Source organism: Streptomyces sp. 4N509B, from assembly GCF_052245655.1.
GTDB lineage: Bacteria > Actinomycetota > Actinomycetes > Streptomycetales > Streptomycetaceae > Streptomyces.
Window position 1 is genome coordinate 41483 of the sequence record NZ_JBQQBZ010000034.1, and the last position, 19352, is coordinate 60834.

The 19352-nt window shown below is 73.2% G+C and carries 15 protein-coding genes; 8 read left to right on the forward strand and 7 right to left on the reverse strand.

Going from position 1 to position 19352, the window contains the following annotated elements; genetic code table 11:
• Positions 1-16 precede the first annotated feature (16 nt).
• From ACTWP5_RS25420 to ACTWP5_RS25435, 4 genes are all read left to right on the forward strand, one after another.
• A complete protein-coding gene (locus ACTWP5_RS25420; protein ID WP_443223441.1) occupies positions 17-1156 on the forward strand; it encodes an alpha/beta fold hydrolase in 1140 nt (379 codons plus the stop codon).
• Positions 1153-2247, forward strand: a complete 1095-nt coding sequence (locus tag ACTWP5_RS25425; RefSeq protein ID WP_443223442.1) for an effector-associated domain 2-containing protein — start codon at positions 1153-1155, stop codon at positions 2245-2247. Before ACTWP5_RS25420 ends, ACTWP5_RS25425 begins: the two co-directional genes overlap by 4 nt.
• Before the next feature lie 362 nt (positions 2248-2609).
• Positions 2610-4352 carry an HEXXH motif domain-containing protein gene (locus ACTWP5_RS25430; RefSeq protein ID WP_443223443.1) on the forward strand — a complete coding sequence of 581 codons (1743 nt, stop codon included), beginning with the start codon at positions 2610-2612 and terminating at the stop codon, positions 4350-4352.
• Between the two features lie 341 nt (positions 4353-4693).
• On the forward strand, positions 4694-5800 hold the full coding sequence (locus tag ACTWP5_RS25435) for a protein kinase family protein (protein ID WP_443223444.1): 1107 nt from the start codon (positions 4694-4696) through the stop codon (positions 5798-5800).
• A 7-nt stretch (positions 5801-5807) separates the two neighbouring features.
• Here the strand turns inward: ACTWP5_RS25435 and ACTWP5_RS25440 are convergent, their stop codons facing one another.
• The 5 genes from ACTWP5_RS25440 to ACTWP5_RS25460 form a co-directional block, all read right to left on the reverse strand.
• On the reverse strand, positions 5808-7028 hold the full coding sequence (locus ACTWP5_RS25440; RefSeq protein WP_443223469.1) for an epoxide hydrolase family protein: 1221 nt from the start codon (positions 7026-7028) through the stop codon (positions 5808-5810).
• 129 nt (positions 7029-7157) lie between these two features.
• Positions 7158-8519: an FAD-dependent oxidoreductase gene (locus ACTWP5_RS25445; protein WP_443223445.1), complete on the reverse strand. Its 1362-nt coding sequence runs from the start codon at positions 8517-8519 to the stop codon at positions 7158-7160.
• A gap of 76 nt (positions 8520-8595) precedes the next feature.
• The gene (locus ACTWP5_RS25450) at positions 8596-9624 is read right to left on the reverse strand and encodes a terpene synthase family protein (RefSeq protein WP_443223446.1); all 1029 of its coding nucleotides are present in this window, start codon (positions 9622-9624) and stop codon (positions 8596-8598) included.
• Positions 9625-9711: 87 nt separating this feature from the next.
• Positions 9712-11787 (reverse strand): squalene--hopene cyclase, encoded by a 2076-nt coding sequence (shc, locus tag ACTWP5_RS25455; RefSeq protein ID WP_443223447.1) that lies wholly within the window; start codon positions 11785-11787, stop codon positions 9712-9714.
• Positions 11787-13457: a polyprenyl synthetase family protein gene (locus tag ACTWP5_RS25460; protein WP_443223448.1), complete on the reverse strand. Its 1671-nt coding sequence runs from the start codon at positions 13455-13457 to the stop codon at positions 11787-11789. The genes shc and ACTWP5_RS25460 overlap by 1 nt, the downstream gene beginning before the upstream one ends.
• Here ACTWP5_RS25460 and ACTWP5_RS25465 point away from each other — a divergent pair.
• Positions 13347-14684 (forward strand): cytochrome P450, encoded by a 1338-nt coding sequence (locus tag ACTWP5_RS25465; RefSeq protein ID WP_443223449.1) that lies wholly within the window; start codon positions 13347-13349, stop codon positions 14682-14684. The two genes, ACTWP5_RS25460 and ACTWP5_RS25465, sit on opposite strands and share 111 nt — an antisense overlap.
• Before the next feature lie 158 nt (positions 14685-14842).
• Entirely contained in the window at positions 14843-15685 is an 843-nt protein-coding gene (locus ACTWP5_RS25470; RefSeq protein ID WP_443223450.1) for a methyltransferase domain-containing protein, read from the forward strand.
• A 93-nt stretch (positions 15686-15778) separates the two neighbouring features.
• On the opposite strand, the gene ACTWP5_RS25475 is transcribed toward ACTWP5_RS25470, so the two are convergent.
• Together ACTWP5_RS25475 and ACTWP5_RS25480 are read right to left on the reverse strand one after the other, a co-directional pair.
• Positions 15779-16465: a response regulator gene (locus ACTWP5_RS25475; protein ID WP_443223451.1), complete on the reverse strand. Its 687-nt coding sequence runs from the start codon at positions 16463-16465 to the stop codon at positions 15779-15781.
• Positions 16462-17601: a sensor histidine kinase gene (locus tag ACTWP5_RS25480; protein ID WP_443223452.1), complete on the reverse strand. Its 1140-nt coding sequence runs from the start codon at positions 17599-17601 to the stop codon at positions 16462-16464. Before ACTWP5_RS25480 ends, ACTWP5_RS25475 begins: the two co-directional genes overlap by 4 nt.
• 189 nt (positions 17602-17790) lie before the next feature.
• Between ACTWP5_RS25480 and ACTWP5_RS25485 the strand changes: the two genes are divergently transcribed.
• Both ACTWP5_RS25485 and ACTWP5_RS25490 read left to right on the forward strand, forming a co-directional pair.
• Positions 17791-18501 carry a helix-turn-helix transcriptional regulator gene (locus ACTWP5_RS25485; RefSeq protein WP_443223453.1) on the forward strand — a complete coding sequence of 237 codons (711 nt, stop codon included), beginning with the start codon at positions 17791-17793 and terminating at the stop codon, positions 18499-18501.
• Positions 18502-18652: 151 nt separating this feature from the next.
• Entirely contained in the window at positions 18653-19345 is a 693-nt protein-coding gene (locus ACTWP5_RS25490; RefSeq protein ID WP_443223454.1) for a DUF4255 domain-containing protein, read from the forward strand.
• Positions 19346-19352: the final 7 nt, after the last annotated feature.

Here is a 19352-nt window from a genome sequence, read left to right on the forward strand (position 1 = left end):
CGTTCACGGCACGGGTGTGCGTGAGCCTGGGTTCTCTCAGTTATTCGAGACGTTCTCCACCAGGCTCCGCGCACTCGCCCCCGCCGTTCGGCTGTCGCCGTGTTACTGGGGAGGCGACCTCGGCGCGACGCTGGGGGCCGGCGGCCTCTCTGTTCCGTACACACACGGCAGGAGCCGCAGCGGCATCGGCGAGACCGTGGCGGACACCGACGAGACGGAAGCTTGGGCCGAGCTTTGTCGCAACCCTCTCGCGGAGCTGGCGCTCGCCGCCGCCCACGGGGGCGTCGGCGAGGAACTGCCTCCCGGCGCCCCGCTGCCCGCCGAACGCCCCCAGGCGCTCCTCGCCGCCCTGGAACTGGACGATGTCGCCGCCGGCGCCGGCCTCTCCGGCCGGCACCTCGCGGCGGCCCTCGCCGACGTCTCCCGTTCTCCGTTGCTCGGCCGGGCCGCCACCGCCCTGCCCGACGACGGGGACCTCGCATGGCGGCTGGCCCGCGCCCTCGTCGCCGCCGCCCTCTCCGCCGCGCTCGCCGAGGGCGCCCCGGTCATACCCGACGGCACCGCGAGGGACGCCGCCGTGGCCGCCCTCGCCGAACGCATGGGCGCCCGACCTCGGGGCTCCGAACGCGGCGTCGGCGCCCTGCTCGCCCGCCCCGCGGTGCGCCTCGCCTCCCGCCACCTGGTCCGCCGCAGACGGGCGCTGACCGAGGCTACCCACCCGGCGGCCGCCGACATCATGCTCTACCTGGCGCGCGGCGAGCCACTGCGCCGACACCTGCGCGAGCTGGTCGGGGAGCTCAATCCGCCGGTCGTCGTCGTCGGTCACAGCCTCGGTGGGATCATCGCCCTCGACACCCTGATCGCCTCGCCCCTGCCCCAGGTCGAGCTGCTGGTCACGGTGGGATCGCAGGGCCCTTTCCTCTACGAGAGCGGTGCGCTGCCCGGACTCGTCCATCCGGAGCCGTTGCCTGACCACGTGCCCCGCTGGCTGAACCTGTACGACCGTCGGGATCTACTCGGATACGTCGGTGGCCAGCTCTTCCCCGGCCGGGTCTCCGACATCGAGGTCGACAACGGCCAGCCGTTCCCTGCCGCGCACAGCGCCTACTGGACCAACCCCGCCGTCTATCGTGCGATCACCGAACAACTGCCGTGAACGACACCCCCACCCCCACCCCCGACCGGACCTTCGCGCTCGTCGTGGGCATCGAGCGCTACGCCGCCGGGCCGGCGTGGGACCTGCCGGGGCCAGCGCGCGACGCGCTCCGCTTCCGCGACTGGCTGCTGGGCAACGGCGTGCCGGAACGCAACGTCCTACTCTGCCTCGCCCCACTCGTCGACCTCGGCGTGCCGCATCGGCCGGCCGACCACGCCAGCCTGCGCGACCTCCTCGTCTCCCGCCTCCCTGCCCTGGCCCTGCACGGTGAGGCGCTGTGGGTGTGGTGGGGCGGCCACGGCGTGCTCGACAAGGACGAGCGGCTCCGGCTGTTCTGCGCGGACGCCACGACAGCCGACAAGCGCAACCTCGATCTGGAGTCGATGCGCAGGTCCCTGAGCAGCGACGCCCTGCCCGGCTTCGCCCGGCAGACCTGGATCGTCGACGCCTGCCAGACCTTCGAGGAGCGACTCGGCTTCCACCACACTCTGCCCGCCGAGACCCTGCCGGTCGGTCAGCGCGTCCAGGCACACCACCAGGCGCTGCTGCTGGCCGCAGTCCGCGGCGAGCGGGCCATCAACGACCCGGCGCGCGGGACCGGCCTGTTCTCGGACAGTGTCCTCGACGCGCTGGCCAAGACCCCCGGGCCCTGGCCGGATCCTGAGGACCTCTTCCGCCACGCACGGGAACGGATCGAACGTCTCAGGGCCGAGGGCCGCACTACCCAGCTGCCGGTGCTGTCCTTTCACAGCCCACAGCGAAACGAGTACCTGCCGCCACCCGCCGCCGGGGGGCCGGCTGCCCATACGCCAACGGAAGCGCTGCTCGCGGCCCTGCTTGCCTATCCGATGATGGCCGACCCGGAGGAGCGCCAGACGGTGGTCATGGAGTTGGGGACCAGAAGCGTGGAGCGGATGCGGCGGCACAGCAAGCCGCGTACGGACCTCATCGGCATCATTCGAGCCCTGCACGGGCAGCCCGGCGAGCTGTGGCGCCTCTACGACGCGGTCACGCTGGTGGACGACGACGAAGAGCGAGCCGCGGCCCTGGCGGCGGCCGTTGACGGCTGCGCGGGCCCTCGGCGGGCGTAGGGCGGGCGATCGACCAGCATGGAACATGCGGCCTCCTTTCGAGGCGACGCCGGTTCCTTCATGATGGAAGGGCTCCGCGATCGCGAGCGGGACACGAACGGGGCCGACGAAGGGGGAGCACGTTGCATGAGCCGGTCAACGGGGAGCGGTCGGGGCGCGCGGGCCGCCCGGATTATGTCGAGTCCGATCTGGTGGACCTGACTGAGGTGAGCCTCGCCGCGCTCCGGGAAATCCCCGCCGCGTTTCGTAACGGGCGGCTACTGACTCAGACCCGACGTTATCGGAGCAACGCCATGGCCGGCGGAGGCCCGTCGGGGAGGGCCGAATAGGTGGTCACGTCGGGGCACGACCGGCGGTTACGCATGCCCGGTCGCTGGTTCGACGAACTCGCCTCCGGTGGCGGCTCTCCTGAAGCCGTCGACCTCCTGGTACGGGCCGAGCGCACCCGGCGCCTCATGCTGCTGGGCGAGGTGCTCGACCGGCTCGACGAGCGCCCGGACGCGCTCGGCGAGTTGGGTTCCGCCGACATGGCCTGGCGGCTGATCGCTCAGGCCGGTGAGTCCCGGCCGGAGGCCGCCGAGGAGCTGCTGATGAGCCCGCAGGTGGGCTGCTGGTCGGCGCACCTGCTGCGGCGGCTGCACGGCACGGCGGACGGCCCACCGCTGTGGGTCGACGCCGGACACCTCTTCGCGATCTGCCTCGTCGCCCGGCTGCGGGCCGGGTTGGACGCCGACCTCGTCGTCCCGCTGTGGGACGGCGGGCTGTCTCTCCCCACGCTCGGCCTCGTCCGGTTCCCCGGCCCCCGCGGATTCACCGCCGCGACCGCCCGGCTGCGCGGCCCCGACCTCCGCCTCACCTCCGGCGGCGACACGATCACCCTCCGCCCGCTACACGCCGAGCCTGACAAGGCCGCCCGGCGCGGCGGCGCGTGGCTGCCGCTGCGCGACCTCGCTCCCGCGACGACCTGGCTGGACGACCTCGACCCCTACCGCGACCTCGACGAGCCCATCGTCCCCGAGCCGCTCGACGACGCCGAGGTGGAGCACTGGCGGCGGCTCTTCGGGAAGGCCGTAGCCATTCTGCGCGCCTCCGCCGACGGTCCGGGACGGCTCCGCCCCGAGCAGGTGCGCCGCATCGTCCCCTGGACCGGGGCGCCGTCCAACACCGCCGACGGCTCCGCGAACGGTCCGCTGCTGAGCGCGACCACCTCGGACGCCTTCGGCTCCATGGTCATCTCGCGCCCGCCGAACGGGCTCGCCCTTGCAGAAACGATGGTGCACGAGTTCCAGCACAGCAAACTCGGGGCGCTTCTCCACCTCTACCCGCTGCTGCGCGACGACGGCGCCAAGACGCACTACGCGCCCTGGCGCCCCGACCCCCGCCACCTCACCGGCCTCCTGCACGGCGCGTACGCCTTCACCGGCGTCACCGGCTTCTGGCGGGACCGCATGAAGGACGGGGCGACCGACCCGGAGACGGCCTCCTTCCACTTCGCGCTGCGGCGCGTCCAGACCCGGCTGGTCGTCCACACCCTGCTGACCCGGGCCGAGCTCTCCGCCACCGGCAGCCGCCTCCTCCACGGGCTCGCCACCACCCTCGACGGCTGGCTGCGCGAGCCCGTGGCCCCGGAGACGGCGGCGAGGGCACGCGCGGCCGCGCGCGGCAACCTCGTCGAGTGGCGGCTGCACAATCTCCGCTGCGGCGACGAGGAGGCATCCGCGCTGACGGCCGCCCTCCATGCCGGCGCTCCGCCCCCACCGGCATACCGCTACAGGCCCCTCGTCGCCGAGGAGAGCACGCTCTGGACGGACACCAGGACGTCCCTCTACCGCGCGCCGCCCCAGAACCCCGCCTCCGCCGACGCCCACCTCGCCGCCGGCGCCCCCGAAACGGCCATACGGCTCTACGGCGACACCCTGCGCAAAACCCCCGACGATCCCCATGCCCTCACCGGCTGGCTTCTCGCCACCGCCCAGGTGAGTCCCGCGCACCGGCGTCTGCTCCGCCGCCCTGAGCGCCTTCTCGCACTCGCGCCGGAGAGTCCGGAGGAGTTACGGCGCGTCTCCGACTGGCTGTGTCGGCGGCACTCGGTCGACGGACCGTGACGCCGCCCCGCTCGCGGCGTGCCGCGTGAGGCACGAGGGGCAAGGCGCAAGGCGCAACGATCGACTGGGGCGTCTGCCGTTCGCTGATCGACGCCACCACGGGACGTGCGGCGCACCAGGAGCCGCCACGGCTGCCGACAACGCCGCTGTCGGCCCACGCAGGACCTGACCGGCCGGTAGCCTCCGTGGCGCTGGTGGCTGGTCAACGAGCAGGCCCGTACAGGCCGGTGCAGGCCGGAGCGGTGGAGGTGCGGTGTCGGCGTGAGAGGCTGGCGGCAGATTCTGCCGGGGGTTTGTATGTGGGGGCGCGGGAGCTGGGGGCGCAGGTGGGGGGTCGTGAGATGTCGCGGGGTGGTCGGCTGGGGGTCCACGGTGGTGTTTCCACGTCGTTGGCGCTGTGCAGTGATCGCAGGCTGCGTGAGCTCGTGGACGCCGCCCCGTCGGTGAGCTCCGGCATCGGGGGCAGGGCCGTGTTGCTGGAGGTCGACGGGACCCCGGTGTTCGTCAAGCAGATACGTCTCACCGATCTGGAGCGACGGACTGAGCACCTGCACTCCACGGCGAATCTGTTCGGGCTGCCGCTCTTCTGCCACTACGGGGTCGGCCGTATCGGCGCCCCGGGGTTCGGAGCCTGGCGGGAGCTGGCCGTGCACACCATGACGACGAACTGGGTGATTGCGGGGGACTACGAGGGTTTCCCCCTCATGTACCACTGGCGGGTGCTCCCGGACCTGGGTGAGCCGCTTCCCGAGGAGCTGGCCGACGTCGAGCGAGCCGTCGCCTACTGGGGAGGCGGGAGGGAGATGCGCGGCCGGATCGAGGGCCTCCGGCAGTCCTCGGCCAGCCTCATGCTGTTCCTGGAGTACATCCCGCAGAACCTGCACCACTGGTTGGACGTCCAGATCAAGGCTGGTGACGAGGCGGCCGAGCGGGCCTGCACCATGGTGGACGAGGAGCTGAACGCCGGCATCTCCTTCATGAACGCCCGTGGGCTGCTGCACTTCGACGCCCACTTCCAGAACATCCTGACCGACGGCCGACGGCTCTTCTTCGCCGACTACGGCCTCGCGATCTCCTCCCGCTTCGAGCTCGCCCGTGACGAGGCCGACTTCCTCGAACAGCACCGCACCACCTACGACCAGTGCTACGCCGTCACCCACCTGGTGAACTGGCTGACCGTCGCTCTGTACGGGTACGGACCGGAGGAACGCGAGGCGTTCGTGCGCGGCTGCGCCGAGGGCGTGATCCCGGCAGACGCCCCAGCGGCGGTGGCGGCGCTCCTCGCCCGTCACGCGCCGGTCGCCGCGGTGATGGGGGACTTCTACCGCCGCTTCCAGCAGGAGAGTCGGGCGACGCCCTACCCGTTGGAGGCGATCCGCCGGATCGGACAGCAGGAAAGGAGCCACAGCGCGGGCACGGGCTCGCGTCTCACCCGAGCATGGGAGTGAACGGGGGTCAGCGCACGTGGCGGAAGAAGGCGCGGACTTCGGTGACGAAGAGGTCGGGCTGTTCCAGGGCGGGGAAGTGACCGCCCCGGTCGAGTTCGTTCCAGTGGCGGATGTCGGTGAAGGACTTCTCCGCCCACTCGCGGGTCGGGCGCAGCATGTCGGCCGGGAAGATCGAGCCGCCCATGGGGGTGGACACCGGCTCCGCCAGCCAGGGGCCCGACGCGGCCAGGCTGGCGGCGTGTTCCCAGTAGAGCCGGGCGGCGGAGGCGGCCGTGGCCGTCAGCCAGTACAGCGTCACGGTGTCGAGCAGCGTGTCACGGTCGACGGCGTTGCCCGGGAGGCTGCCGCGGTCGGTCCACGCGTGGTACTTCTCCGCCAGCCACGCGCAGAGTCCGGCCGGTGAGTCGACCAGCCCGTACCCCAGGGTCTGCGGCCGTGTCGACATCTGCGCGGCGTAGCCGGAGCCGCGGGAGGTGAACTCCTCCAGCGCCTCGACGGCCTCCCGTTCCCGTCGCGTCAGGTCGCGGTGACGGTCACGGTCACCGGCACCGGCACCGGCACCGGCACCGGCACCGGGACCGGCACCGGGACCGGCACCGGCGAGCGCGGCGGGGTCGGGCACCACGGGGGGCGCCGCGCAGTGGATGCCGGCGACCTGGTCCGGGGCCAGGCGGGCGAGTTCGGTGGTGACCAGGGCGCCCCAGTCGCCCCCCTGCGCGCCGTACCGCCGGTACCCCAGGCGCCCCATCAGCTGGGCCCAGGCCGCCGCGACGCGTCGGATGTTCCAGCCCGGCTCGGCGGGGCGTTGGCTGAAGCCGTACCCCGGCAGCGACGGGCAGACCACGTGGAACGCGTCGGCGGCCGGGTGGCCGTGGGCGGCCGGGTCGGTCAACGGGCCGACCACGCGCTCGAACTCCAGGAACGACGAGGGCCAGCCGTGGGTGAGGATCACCGGAAACGAGTCGGGGCGCGGGGAACGGACGTGGACGAAGTGGAGGTCGAGCCCGTCGATCGTGGTGCGGAACTGCGGCAGCCGGTTGATCCGCGCCTCGGCGGCGCGCCAGTCGTACGCCTCGGACCAGTGGTCGCACAGGGCCCGCAGGTGGTCGAGCGGCACGCCCTGGGACCAGTCGGCGACGGTCTCCGCCTCGGGCCAACGCGTCCGGCGCAGCCGCTGGCGCAGGTCGTCGAGGTCCTGGTCCGGGATGGCGATGCGGAAGGGTGTCAGGTCCGGAGGTGCCGCGTTCGGAGGTGCCGCGTCCGGAGGGGGCGCGTCCTGAGGTGTCGCGTCTTTCGTGGATGGCTTGGGCACGGCGCTCGTCCTTTCGCGGGAGCGGGAGCGGGAGCGGGAGGGGGATCAGCCGCGCTGGGGCAGGAGGAGGCGGGCGAGCAGGCGGGGGCGGGCCAGTCGGAGCGGGGACTCCGTGAGGGAGATCGCTTTCAGCACCGAGACCGCGATCTCGGGGTCCGTCGCGGCGGCGGCCATGAGGCGGCGGAAGCCGGCCCCGAGCAGCCGCCCGGTGGGGCCGTCGTGCGCGAGGCCGCGGTCCCCGCTCGCCGCCAGCCACCAGGCCGGCGCCGTGACGCGGCGGGCCGCGCGGAAGAAGCGTCGGGCCAGCCGGTCCCGGCCGTCGCCCAGGCAGGTGTCCAGCGCGGTGGCCTGGCCCGCGGCCAGTGACATGCCCGTGCCGTACACCGGGTTGATGGAGCACAGCGCGTCGCCGATCACGAGGAGCCCGTCGGGGAAGGCCCGCAGCCGGTCGTAGCGGCGGCGGATCGCGCAGGGAAAGCGGTGCACCGCGACCTCGTCGAGTGGGGTCGCCTCCCGCAGAGCGCGCAGCACGTCCGCGTGCTCCCCGGTCTCGGGGAGGACCGTGGCGGCGAGCGCCAGGAAGCCCGCCGCGTCGACGGCCGGGCGCTCGCGACCGTAGAACTGGAGGGACACCACCCAGGTGCCGTTCTCCTGGAGCGACATGATCATGCCGCGTGGCCGCGTCGGTGTCGGGCCGAGGACGACGACCCGCGTGTCGCCGACCAGCCCGTCGGCAGGGACGGCGAAGTGCCGGCTGACGTAGGTGACGTCGTTGTGGCTGCGCTCCTCGGCCGGCCGTGCGTAGCCCAACCGATCCAGCCACGCGCCGCCGCGCCCGCCCCGGCCCGTCGCGTCGACCACCAGGTCCGCCGTCAGGGACTCGCCGTCCCGCCCACCGCCGTGGGGGGAGAGCTGGACGCCGCACACCCGCGTTCCTCCCGGTGTCCCGGTGGTGAGCGGCGCTCCCGCGCTGACGCCATCGCGCAGCGTCAACCCGGGCAGGCGCAGGACCCGTTCCCTGATCCTGGCCTCCAGGAAGGGCCGTGCGGCGGCGACGTTGACGATGCCCGTGCGGACTCTGGGCAGGGTGTGGCCGTGATAGGTGATGCGGGAGTGGGTGCCTTCGTAGTCGGCGGCGCCGTCCGCCCGGCACGCGTCGGTCAGGCCGGGGAAGAGCTCCTCCAGGTACCGGACCCCGAGGCCGGCGAGGACGTGGACGTGAGGGCCCTGCGGTACGCCGCGCCGGGGCTGGCCCGCGGGGAGGTGGCCGACGAGGTCGCGTTCCACGAGTGTGACGCGGCCGAAGTGGCGGGTCAGGACGCGGGCGGCGCACAGGCCGGCGATCCCCGCTCCCAGGACGACCGCGTGGTCCCCGGTGACTGCGTGGTCCCCCGTGAGAGACGGCATCGTTGACCTTCCTTCCTTGGGGCGTTCTCGGGGTCTCTTCGGTCGTTTGGTCTGCTCCGGTCCTGGGGCGTCGGGGTCAGCTGGGGGGCGCGGTCGGTGCGGGGTGGGTGGTTCCGGCGAGGGCGTAGCGGTCCTCGGCGATGGTGAGGTGCCAGAAGGCGAGGGCGCTCAGCGTGACCGCCGCGTTGCGGGCGTACGCGCGCAGCTGGGGAACCGACGACTCCCCCATCCGCCCGATCAGGCCGACGGCGAGTTCGGCCTCCTGGTGGCACATGGCGCAGGCGCGGGTGAACGCCTCGGCGAGGTCGCAGCCGTGGTGGCGCATGAGGAGCCCGGGGAGGCTGACGGGAACGCCGCCCGCCTGCCGCTCCTCCTTGGCGTAGGAGTAGAGGTCGTTGCACCAGGAGATGAGGTTGCAGGTGGCGGTCTTCAGGCGGAGGTAGTCCTTGTCCCGGCGGGCGGACCGTGGCATCTCCAGGGCTCCGAGGGGCTCGGCCAGGGTCCGTTCCAGCCAGGACGCGCTCAGGTGGGGGCGCGCGGTGAGGTACGCGGTGAGGCTCGGCCACGTGCCGGTGGTCTGGAGCTGCGTCTCCCACAGCCACGCCACGAGGAGGCTGTGCAACGCCATCCTCAGCTCCGCCTGGTGGGCGGGCGCGAGGCAGTCGCGGCGCAGGATGTCGGCGAGGCCGGCCGCGAAGCCGTCGGTGGGCTCGGTGGCGGTGCCGTTGAGGATGTCGAGGAAGGAGAAGAGCCGCAGGGAGAGTTCGTCGAACGTGCCGCTCGTCGCGTGCTCGACGTGGAGGTCGTCGAAGGCGGTGAACCAGACGAGCACGTCGGCCGCGAGGTCGAGCGTCGCCTGGTCGGCGGTCGGGTAGATGCGGGCGTAGCCGGCGCCGCTGACGATGGTGTGGCACAGGACGGCCTGCTGACGGGGGGTCGGCGCCAGCTCGTGGGTCTTGACGAACAGCCTGACGTGGTCGTCCAGCGCCGTCGTCGCCTCGGGGCGCTCGGGCGGCATCAGGGGCGGGAAGTACCGGTCGAGTTCCGGACGGGGGAGGGTGGGTGTGGGTGTGGGTGTGGGTGTGGGTGTGGGGGTGGGGGGCATCGGGGTGTCCTTCGGTGGGGTCGCGTGAGGGTGCCGTGAGGGGGGTGCGGTGGAGGGGGTGCGGTGAGTGGGGTGGCGCGTGCGGCGTCAGCGTCCGGTGGCGGTGAGGAAGGCGGCGAGGAAGGCGGCAAGGGCCATGACAGGGAAGACCCGGGGGTAGGAGCCGTAGCGGATCGGCGAGGTCCAGGGGAAGCCGGTGCCCGTGTACTGCTCCTCCGTCCAGCACCCGGGCGAGGACTGGTTGCGCAGCAGCCACCGGACGCCTCGGGTCACGTGCTCCGCGCGGTGCGCTCCCTCCCCACCGGCCGCGAGCAGGCCCGTCAGCGCCCAGGAGGTCTGGGAGGCCGTCGACTCGCCGCGGCCGCGCCACCGGGGGTCGACGTAGGAACGGTGGTCCTCGCCCCACCCGCCGTCCTCGTTCTGGGCGTTGACGAGCCAGGCCACGGCGCGTCGCGTCGCGGGGTCGTCCGACGGGACGCCGGCCGCCGCGAGAGCGGTGAGGACGGCCGAGGTCCCGTAGACGTGGTTGCAGCCCCACCGGCCGTACCAGGAGCCGTCGTCCTCCTGCGCGGCGAGCAGCCACGCGACCCCTCGGCGCACCGGCTCGCTGTGGGCGGGGCCCGCGAGGGCCAGGGTCTCGACCACGTGGGCGGTGACGTCCGCGGTCGGCGGGTCGACGTACGCCACCGACTCCGAGGACATGATCCGCCGCACCCGGGAGACCCTCGGGTCGGCGTCGAACGCCGCCCACCCTCCGTCCCTGCCGGCCATTCCGGCGAGCCAGCGCAGCCCTCGTTCGCGCGCCTCGTCCTCCTCGGGGTCGCGGTCGCGGGTGCCGTGCAGCAGGCTCCTCAGCACCAGGGCGGTGTCGTCCGTGTCGGGGCAGTGTCCGTTGCCCTCCTCGAAGGCCCAGCCGCCGGGGGTCAGGCCGGGTCGGTGGGGGGACCACTCGCCCGGGGTCCGTAGCTGGCGCGGGACCAGCCAGGCGATCGCCCGGTCGACGGCTCGGTCGACGGCCTGGTCGACGGCCCCGTCCTCGGCCCGGTCGGTCGCCGGGCGGGTGGCTGCCGAGCCGGTGGGCTGGAGCGCTCGGAGGGACTGAAGGGGCTGGAGGGACTGGAGGGCTTGGAGGGCGAGGGCGGTGTCCCACACCTCCGAGTGGGAGAACCGCACGCTGACGCGGCCGTCCCCCTCGTCCTGGAGGAAGGTGCGCAGACCCGCGAGGGCCCGCTCCACGCGCTCGCCGTCCTCCCGTTCGCCGAGCACGTGGAGGGCGAGGACGGCGTAGAGCGTCGGCGCGTGGATTCCGCCCCAGCAGCCGTCGGTGTCCTGGCGCGCCACGAGCCACTCGCGGACGCGCCGGAGCGCCCGGCGCCGCACGCGCCCAGGGACCCAGCGGCCGTACGCCCCGAGAGCCCGCGCCGACCTGGTGGCGCGCGGGCCGGGAGCCGCCTCGCCCGTGGGGAGCAACTCGGCGAGGTCGAAGTCCACGGAGCACACCGGGCGACGGGCGGTGATCACGGCCAGCGACAGCACCGTGGAGCGTGCCCAGACCGCGAAGTCGTCCAGCGAGACCGGGGCGGACGCGGGAAGCAGGACCAACTCGGGGGGCACGGCCGGAACGTCGTCCCACGGCCACTGGCCGAACAACGCCAGCCACAGCCGGGACGATCCCCCTCCGCGCGCCGGGCCGCCGAGCTCCCTGACCCGCGCTGCCGCGGCCCGCATGTGGTCCTCGTCGGGCCGGTCACCCACGACCCGCAGCGCCAGGTACGCCGTGACGCTGGTCGACACCTCGTCCGGGCCGCCCGCGAAGTTCGCCCATCCCCCGTCCGCGCTCTGCCGCGCGCGGATCCAGGCGGTGATCGCCGCGGCCTCCGGGGGGAGCGGCCGGCGAAGGAAGGCGTGCAGCAGCAGGTGGTGGGCGTCGACGCTGACCTTGTTGCCCAGGCCCTCGTCCCAGTGTCCGTCGTCGCGTTGACGTGCGACCAGCTGCCGTACCGCGTGGTCGAGTGCCTCCGCCGCGGATGCCGCCAGGTCCGTGTCCGTGTCCGTGTCCGTGTCGGTTTCCGTGTCGGCTTCCGTGTCGGTGTCGGTGTCCGTGCTGGTCTCTGTGCCGGTCTCCGAGAACAACGCGCTCCTCCTGCGGGTGGAATCGGTCATCAGGCGGTTCGGTCCACGAGCTTCGCCACCAGCTCGTGCAGCAGGGGCGTGGCGAGCAGCGGTGCCGCCGCGAGGGCTTCGCCGGCCTGTCGGGCGCGCTCGCTGATCATGCACTCGACGCTGTCGCGGGCTCCGGTGTCGGTGATGATCGCGCGGACGACCTCGGCGTCGCGGGGTGAGACGTCCGCGCGCCCGAGCCGGCTGCGCAGCGCGCGGGCCTGGTCGGGGCTGGCGTTCGCGTAGGCGATGCTGGTCAGGACGGTGGACTTGCCTTCCCGGAGGTCGTCGAGCGCGGACTTGCCCGTCGTCTCCGGGTCTCCGAACATCCCCAGCAGATCGTCGCGGAGCTGGAACGCCTCGCCGAGCGGCAGCGCGTAGGCGGTCAGGGCGCGTGTCTGTTCCGGTGAGGCGCCGGCGAGCGAGGCTCCGAGGTGGAGGGGGCCCTCGACGGTGTACCGGCTGGTCTTGAACCGGATGATCCGGCCGGCGGCGGCCGTCTCCGCTGTGACGCTCCCCGTGGCGACGAGGTCGAGGTACTGGCCGGTCAGCGTCTCGGTGCGCAGGGTGTTCAGCTGGAACCAGGCGACGGCGAGTTGGTCCGCGGTGATCTCGGGGGAGTGGAGCAGCTCGTAGGACCAGCCGAGCGCGAGGTCGCCCAGGAGGATCGCGGTGTTGGTGCCGAGGGTCTCCGCGTCCTGCCGGGGGTGGTGGAGCGCGGTCAGGAGCCGGTGCGCGGTGGGCCGGCAACGGCGGGTCTCGGAGGGGTCCATGATGTCGTCGTGGATGAGGGCGCAGGCGTGGAAGAGCTCCAGTGACGCGGCGACGCGCCAGACCGCGGGGGGCGGGGGCGGTCGGTGATGGCGTGCCAGCCCGTGACGCAGAGGATCGGACGGAGCCTCTTGCCACCGGCCGCGATCATGTCCCGCAACTGACCGGTGAACACGCCCAACTCGGGGAGGTCGAGGGCCGACCGCTCCTGGGCCTGAAGAAACTCCCGGATCAGTAACTCGACCGTCGAGCGGATGACCGCGGGGTCCCGGGAGCCAACGGTGGTCTCCATCGTGGTCAGGGCGTCCTCCCTCGTCGCCGCCGATGCCGGCGGTCCGGTCGGTCGTCTGGGCTGGAGATGGTGGTCGCCTCGGTGAGACGTGGTCAGCACGCCCGAGGGCGGTGCCCCGGCCGTGTCTGTGTTCAGCATCGACAGCGACGGGCGAGGCTAACCCTCCGTCATCGGGCGACTGCTTTTCGTGTGCGCGGGAGAGGTGCGCCCCAGCGTGTCCGGCAGGGGGCGGACGGCGTGTGGGGGCGCGTTGCCCGGTGGGTGCGGGCGGGCGGGCGGGACGTGTGGCGAGTGCGTCCGCGCGCCGGGGCGGAGGGAGAAGGAGCGGGGTCCGGGCTGGGAAGCACCTCTGCGTCGCATGCGACGGACGGTCAGACGGTCGGTCGGTCGGACGGACGGACGGACGGTCGGACGGTCGGACGGCACCCGGCGGCCGACCGACGGCCTGCCGGCGGCCGACCGGTGGCCGCCCGACGGCAGCCGAGGAGAGGACGCCATCGTGGACACCGTGGACTCGCTCCCCATGGCACCGGGCACGGTGCCGCTGCTGGGGCACGCCATACCCATCTTCCGGGACCCGCTCGGGTTCGTGACGTCGCTGCGGACCCACGGCGACCTGGTGCGTATCCGCATGGGGTCGAGCACGGTCGTCGTCGTGTGCGATCCCGAACTCACCCACCAGGTCCTCGTCGACGACCGCACCTTCGACAAGGGCGGCCCCCTCTACGAGCGGATCTTCGAGTGGTCGGGAGACAACCTCGGCTCCTGCCCGTACCACCGGCACCGGCGCCAGCGGCGGCTGTGCCAGCCGGCCTTCCACCCCGACCGGTTCCCCGCCTACGGGGCCGTCGCGGCGGAGACGGCCCGGGAGATGGTCGCCTCGTGGCGCGAGGGCCAGTCCCTCGACGTGAGCGCCGAGATGGCCGCGGCGACGTTGCGCATCGCGGTGAGGACGATGTTCGCCTCGGCACTGCCGGGCCGGGTGGTGCAGGAACTCGCGGACGACTCCGCGGCCATCCTCGGGAGCGCGTTCCGCCAGATGGTCATGCCCCGCCTGATCAGCCGGCTGCCGACACCGGGCAACCGGCAGCTGGACCGGGCGCACAGGCGGCTGCGCCACACGATCGGACGCATCATCGCCGAACGCCGCGCCCGGGACGCGGAGCACGGTGACCTGCTGTCCTCCCTGATGGCCGCCGTGGACCCCGACAGCCCCACGGGCACGGACACCCTCTCCGACCAGGAGCTGTCCAACCAGATCATCGGATTCATCATCGCCGGCACGGAGACCACGGCGGGCACCCTCATCTGGGCGCTGCACCTGCTGGCCGAGCACCCGGACGTCGAGGCCGCCCTCCACCGCGAGGTGGACGGCGTGCTGGCGGGCGGGCCCCCGAGCTACGAGGTGCTGCCGAAGCTGGAGCTGGCCTCCCGGGTGGTGACCGAGACCCTGCGGCTGTATCCGCCCGCCTGGCTGGTGACCCGCCTCGTCACCAGGGACACGGTGCTGGGCGGCGTCACCCTGCCGGGCGGGACGTCCGTCGCCTACAGCGCCCATCTCGTCCACCACCGGCCGGACGTCTACGACGAGCCCGAGAGGTTCGAGCCCGACCGGTGGACCGGCAGGGGGCCCGACCGGCGCTCCTACCTGCCGTTCGGCGACGGCGCGCGCAAGTGCATCGGGTACCGGTTCGCGATGGTCGAGGTCGTCCTGGCGCTCGCGGCGATCACGTCCCGCTGGAGGCTCGTGCCGATCACCGGCTTCCCCACACGGCCCTCCCCGCTGAACCTTCCCGCTCCGCGCGGGCTGCGCATGCGCCTCGTGCCGCGCCCCTGAGTGTCGCGTCCCTGAGTGTCGCGTCCCTGAGTGTCGCGCCCCCGAGTGTCGCGTTCCCGAGTGCCGCACCGCGGCGAACGGCGGTTCCCGCGCCGCACAGCCCCGCACCAGCAGCCCGAGCCCGTACCAGCAGCACGGACCAAGGAGAACGACCGGTCGTGACGACGTACGACGCCCCCGACTCCCCTTCCGTGGCGGACTTCTACGACCTCCTGAGCGACGTCTACTCCGAGTGGTGGGACGGCAACCTCCACTTCGGCTACTGGGAGGACGACGCCGACGACAGCACGCTCGCCGAGGCCGCCGAACGCATGACGGAGGAGATGGTCCGGCGACTCGCCCCCCGCCGCGGCGACCGCGTCCTCGACGTCGGCTGCGGGACCGGCGCCCCCGCCGTGCGGCTGGCCCGCGAGCGCGGGGTGCGGGTCACCGGCATCACCGTCAGTCGACACCAGGTCGTCCGCGCCACCGAGCGCGCCGCCGCGGCCGGCCTGGCGGCCACGGTCCGCTTCGAACGCGCCGACGCCATGCGACTCCCCTACGAGACGGCGTCCTTCGACGGCGCCTGGGCTCTGGAGTCCCTGCTCCACATGCCCGACAAGGCGCAGGTGCTCGCCGAGGTCGCGCGGGTCCTGCGGCCGGGCGGCCGGCTCGCCCTCGCTGACCCCGTCCTGCGGACGCCGGCCGGGGAGAAGCCCGGAGAGGAGCCCGGGAACCGGACGGAGGGGGACGCCCCTCTCGGTCCCCACGTGTCCCTGGCACGGCCCGAGACGTACCGGTCCCTCCTCACGCGGGCCGGCTTCCACGCGATCGACGTCGACGACGTCAGCGCCCACACGGCCCGCTCCGCCCCGGCCGTCGTCGAGGCGCTCCGGAGCCACCGCGACCGGTACGTCGAGGTCGCCGGTGTGGCGGAGTTCGAACGGGCGGTGGCCATGCTCGACCAGCTGGGCGGCGGCCCGGACGTCGGCTACGTCCTCGTCTCCGCGTGCCGCGCCTGACCGGTCGGGTCGGCGGGGTGCGCGCGGGACGAGCCCTCGCGGGCGGCGGGTCGCCGGCTGGGCCCTGGGGGGCGGGCGGTCCCGCCCCCGCCGTCAGACCTGGCACACCTTCTCGGGGCGCTGCCCCGGGGTGATGAGGCCGGACTCGTACGCGATGACGACGGCCTGGGCGCGGCTGGTGAGGCCGAGCTTGCTCATCAGGCGCTTGATGTGCGTCTTGACGGTCGCCTCGCTCAGCATGAGGTGCTGGGCGATCGCGGAGTTGGTGATGCCTCTGCCGACGAGGTGCAGGATCTCCGTCTCACGGTTGGTGAGGGTGTCCAGCTGGCGGGCCCGGGCGGCGGACCTGTGGTGTCGGGCGTACGTCTCGACGAGTTCGCGGGTGATGCGGGGGGCGATGACCATGTCGCCCGCGGCCACCGCGTGCACCGCGGCGATGATGCGTCCGGGGGGCGTGTCCTTGAGCAGGAACGCGGCGGCGCCGTCCCTGAGCGCCGTGTACACGTACTCGGGCAGGTCGAACGTCGTCAGCACCATGACGCGCGGCACCTTCTCCCCGGCGCCGGAGAGGATCCGCCGTATGGCCGAGATGCCGTCCAGGACGGGCATCCTGATGTCCATCACGACGACGTCGGGCCGCAGGGCGGCGGCCAGCTCGACGGCGCACGCGCCGTCGCCGGCCTCTCCCACGACCTCGATGCCCGGGTCGGCGTTCAGGAGGGTGACCAGCCCCGTGCGGAGGAGGTCCTGGTCGTCGACGACGAGGACGCGGGTCGTCATGCCGCCTCACCGATGGGCAGGCGCAGCGTGACCTCGAATCCACCGTCCCTCGCGGGTCCCGTGGTGAGCGTGCCGTCGTAGAGTGCCGCGCGTTCGCGCATACCGCGCAGCCCGTAGGAGTCTTCCGAGCTCTTGACCGTGCCCGACCCGGCGCCCGTGTCGCTGATCTTCAGGGTAAGCACCTCTTCACCGTAGTTCAGGTCAATGCGTGCCGTGGCGGGGCCGGCATGCTTCACCACGTTGGTGAGTGCCTCCTGCACGACGCGGTACGCGCACAGCTCGGTTCCGGGCGAGAGGGGGCGGGCATCACCGGTCACCACGACATCAACGGGTACGCCCGCGTCGCGTATCCGGTTCACTAGTTCGTCCAACGCGTCGAGGCCCGGAGTGGCGGCGTCGGCGGCCTCGGCGGCGACGGCCCGGGCGTCCTCCCCCTCCGCCGGGCGCAGCAGCTTCAGCAGGCGCCGCATCTCGGTCAGCGCCTCGCGACTGGAGTGTCCCGCCGTCGTGATCGCCGCGCGGGCGGTCGCCGGATCGCTGTCCAGCGTGTGCTCGGCGACGCCGGCCTGCATCGAGACGACCGCCATGTGGTGGGCGACGACGTCGTGCAACTCACGCGCGATGCTGGCCCGTTCCCGCGCGACCGCCCGAGCCGCCTCCCCCGCCAGCCGCTCGGCGCGCGCCGCCCAGTGCTTGGTGACCTCCCCCAGCAACCACCCCCCGGCCAGCACCGTCAGGGGCGCCTGCATGGCCCACGACCAGGGCATGTGCTCGTCGTCGGTGGTGACGAACATGACCGCGGTGACGAACCCTGACGCCACCCACAGCAGGAGCGCCACCTGCGGGGGCCGCAGCACGGCGACGGTGAACATCGCGATGACCAGCCCACCGGCACCGTTGGGGAACTCCCCGTAGCCCAGCAGGCTGTAGGCGAGGAGGCTCACCATGATCGTGACCGTGACGACGACCGGGGCACGCTGCCGCAGCGCGAGCGGCGCGACGGTCAGCGCACCGATGACCAGCGCCCAGGTCCGCTCCGTCCCGTCGACCGTCTGGACCGCCGTGATGAGGACCAGGACCGTCATCGCGCCCGCGAGTAACAGGTCCGTCGTGTCCCCTCTGGGGTTATTGATCACATGTCAACGGTAGGGCAGGTAGGGAAGGCGAACTGCCCCTCAGGGTGGCCCCATCGCTACCCCCCTGGGGGTAGGCAGTTGCCCTTCGTGGTGGGACGACAGGGCGCGTGCCGCTGACCTAGCGTCCTGTGACGTACCGGCCGTACGGTCCCGCGCCGGTGCGCGAACACACAGGACTTGGGGGGGACGATGCTCAGCTCAATCCCACAGACGGACACGGCCACGGCCACGGCCGGTCGCCCACGCCCCGGAGGGTCGGGGCAACGCGGGTTGCCCGGGGGACGGATCCCGGTGATCGTTCACGCACCCGACCCGATCTCCCGGGAGGGCGCGCTCGGTCAGCTGCGCCGCTGCCCGGAGATCGAGCTCCGGGACGACGCGAAGGCCGGCTCAGGAACGGTGACCCTGCTCATCTCGGACACCCTCGACGACGCCGCCGTCACGCGGCTGCGCCGGGTCATGGGTGGCGAGGGCACCCGCGCCGTGCTGGTGGTGAGCTCCCTGCGCGAGGCCAAGCTGCTCGACGTGCTCGGCTGCGGCATCGGCGCCATCGTGTGGCGTCACGAGGCCACGGAGGACCGCCTGGCGCGGGCGGTGATGGCCGCCGCGCGGGGCGACGGCGAACTGCCGGCCGACCTGCTCGGCCGGCTGATCGACCAGGTCAACGTGCTGCACGGCATGGCGGCCGGCCGGGCGGGGGTCCCCGCGTCGGGGCTGTCGCCCCGCGAGGTGGACGTGCTGCGGCTCGTGGCCGACGGCCTCGGCACGGCGGAGATCGCCGACAAGCTGTCCTACTCCGACCGCACGATCAAGAACATCCTGCACGAGCTCACCACGCGGCTCCACCTGAGGAACCGGGCGCACGCCGTGGCCTACGCCCTCCGTGAGGGCTACATCTGACCCGGGCGGAAGCCAGAGGCCGGAAGGCCGGAAGGCCGGAGAGTCCGGAGAGACCGGACGGCCGGAAGCCGGAGCGGCGGAAAGGCCGGAGCGGGCCAAGAGGGCCAAGAGTGCCACGAGCCGAAGAGGAAGAGGAACGGGGAACCCGAGCGTGATTCACGAAGTGGACGAGGTCATCAGGAGACTGCTCAGCGGTGGGGCGCTGGCCGGCTCCGGCATCGACGTCTCGTTCGACGCGCCGACCCGCGACTGGGCGGCCCGGCGCAACGCGCCCGCCGTCAACGCGTACCTGTACGACCTGAGGGAGGACGTGAGCCGCCGCCAGCGGGGGTTCGCGGCGGTGCGCGACGACCGCGCCGTCGTCGTCAAGCACCGGCCGCCGCCCCGGTGGTTCCGGCTGTCGTACCTGGTCACCGCGTGGACGAGGCAGACGGAGGACGAACACCGGCTGCTGTCCGCCGTGCTGGCCACGCTGCTGCCGCGCGAGCTGCTGCCCCCGTCCGAGCTGCCGGGGGCGCTGGGGGCGGTGGGCCTGTCGATGCCGCTGACGGTGGCCGGACTCCACACCGAGTCCCGCTCGCTGGCCGAGATCTGGTCGGCGCTCGGCGGCGAACTCAAGCCGTCCATCGACCTGGTGGTCACCGCCCCGTTCCCCGGATACCCCGAGTACGACGCCGGCCCGCCGGTCACGGAGGGCGCGATGGTCCGGGCGCACCGCATGGACGACCCCCCGGCCGGTCCCGAGGAACGCGCGCACCGGCCCAGCCAGGTGGCGGCGGCGCGTCGGGCCAGGAGCGTGGCCGCGGCGGGCGGCGCCGAGACGCCGGGGGCGGGGGCCCCGTGACGGCGGA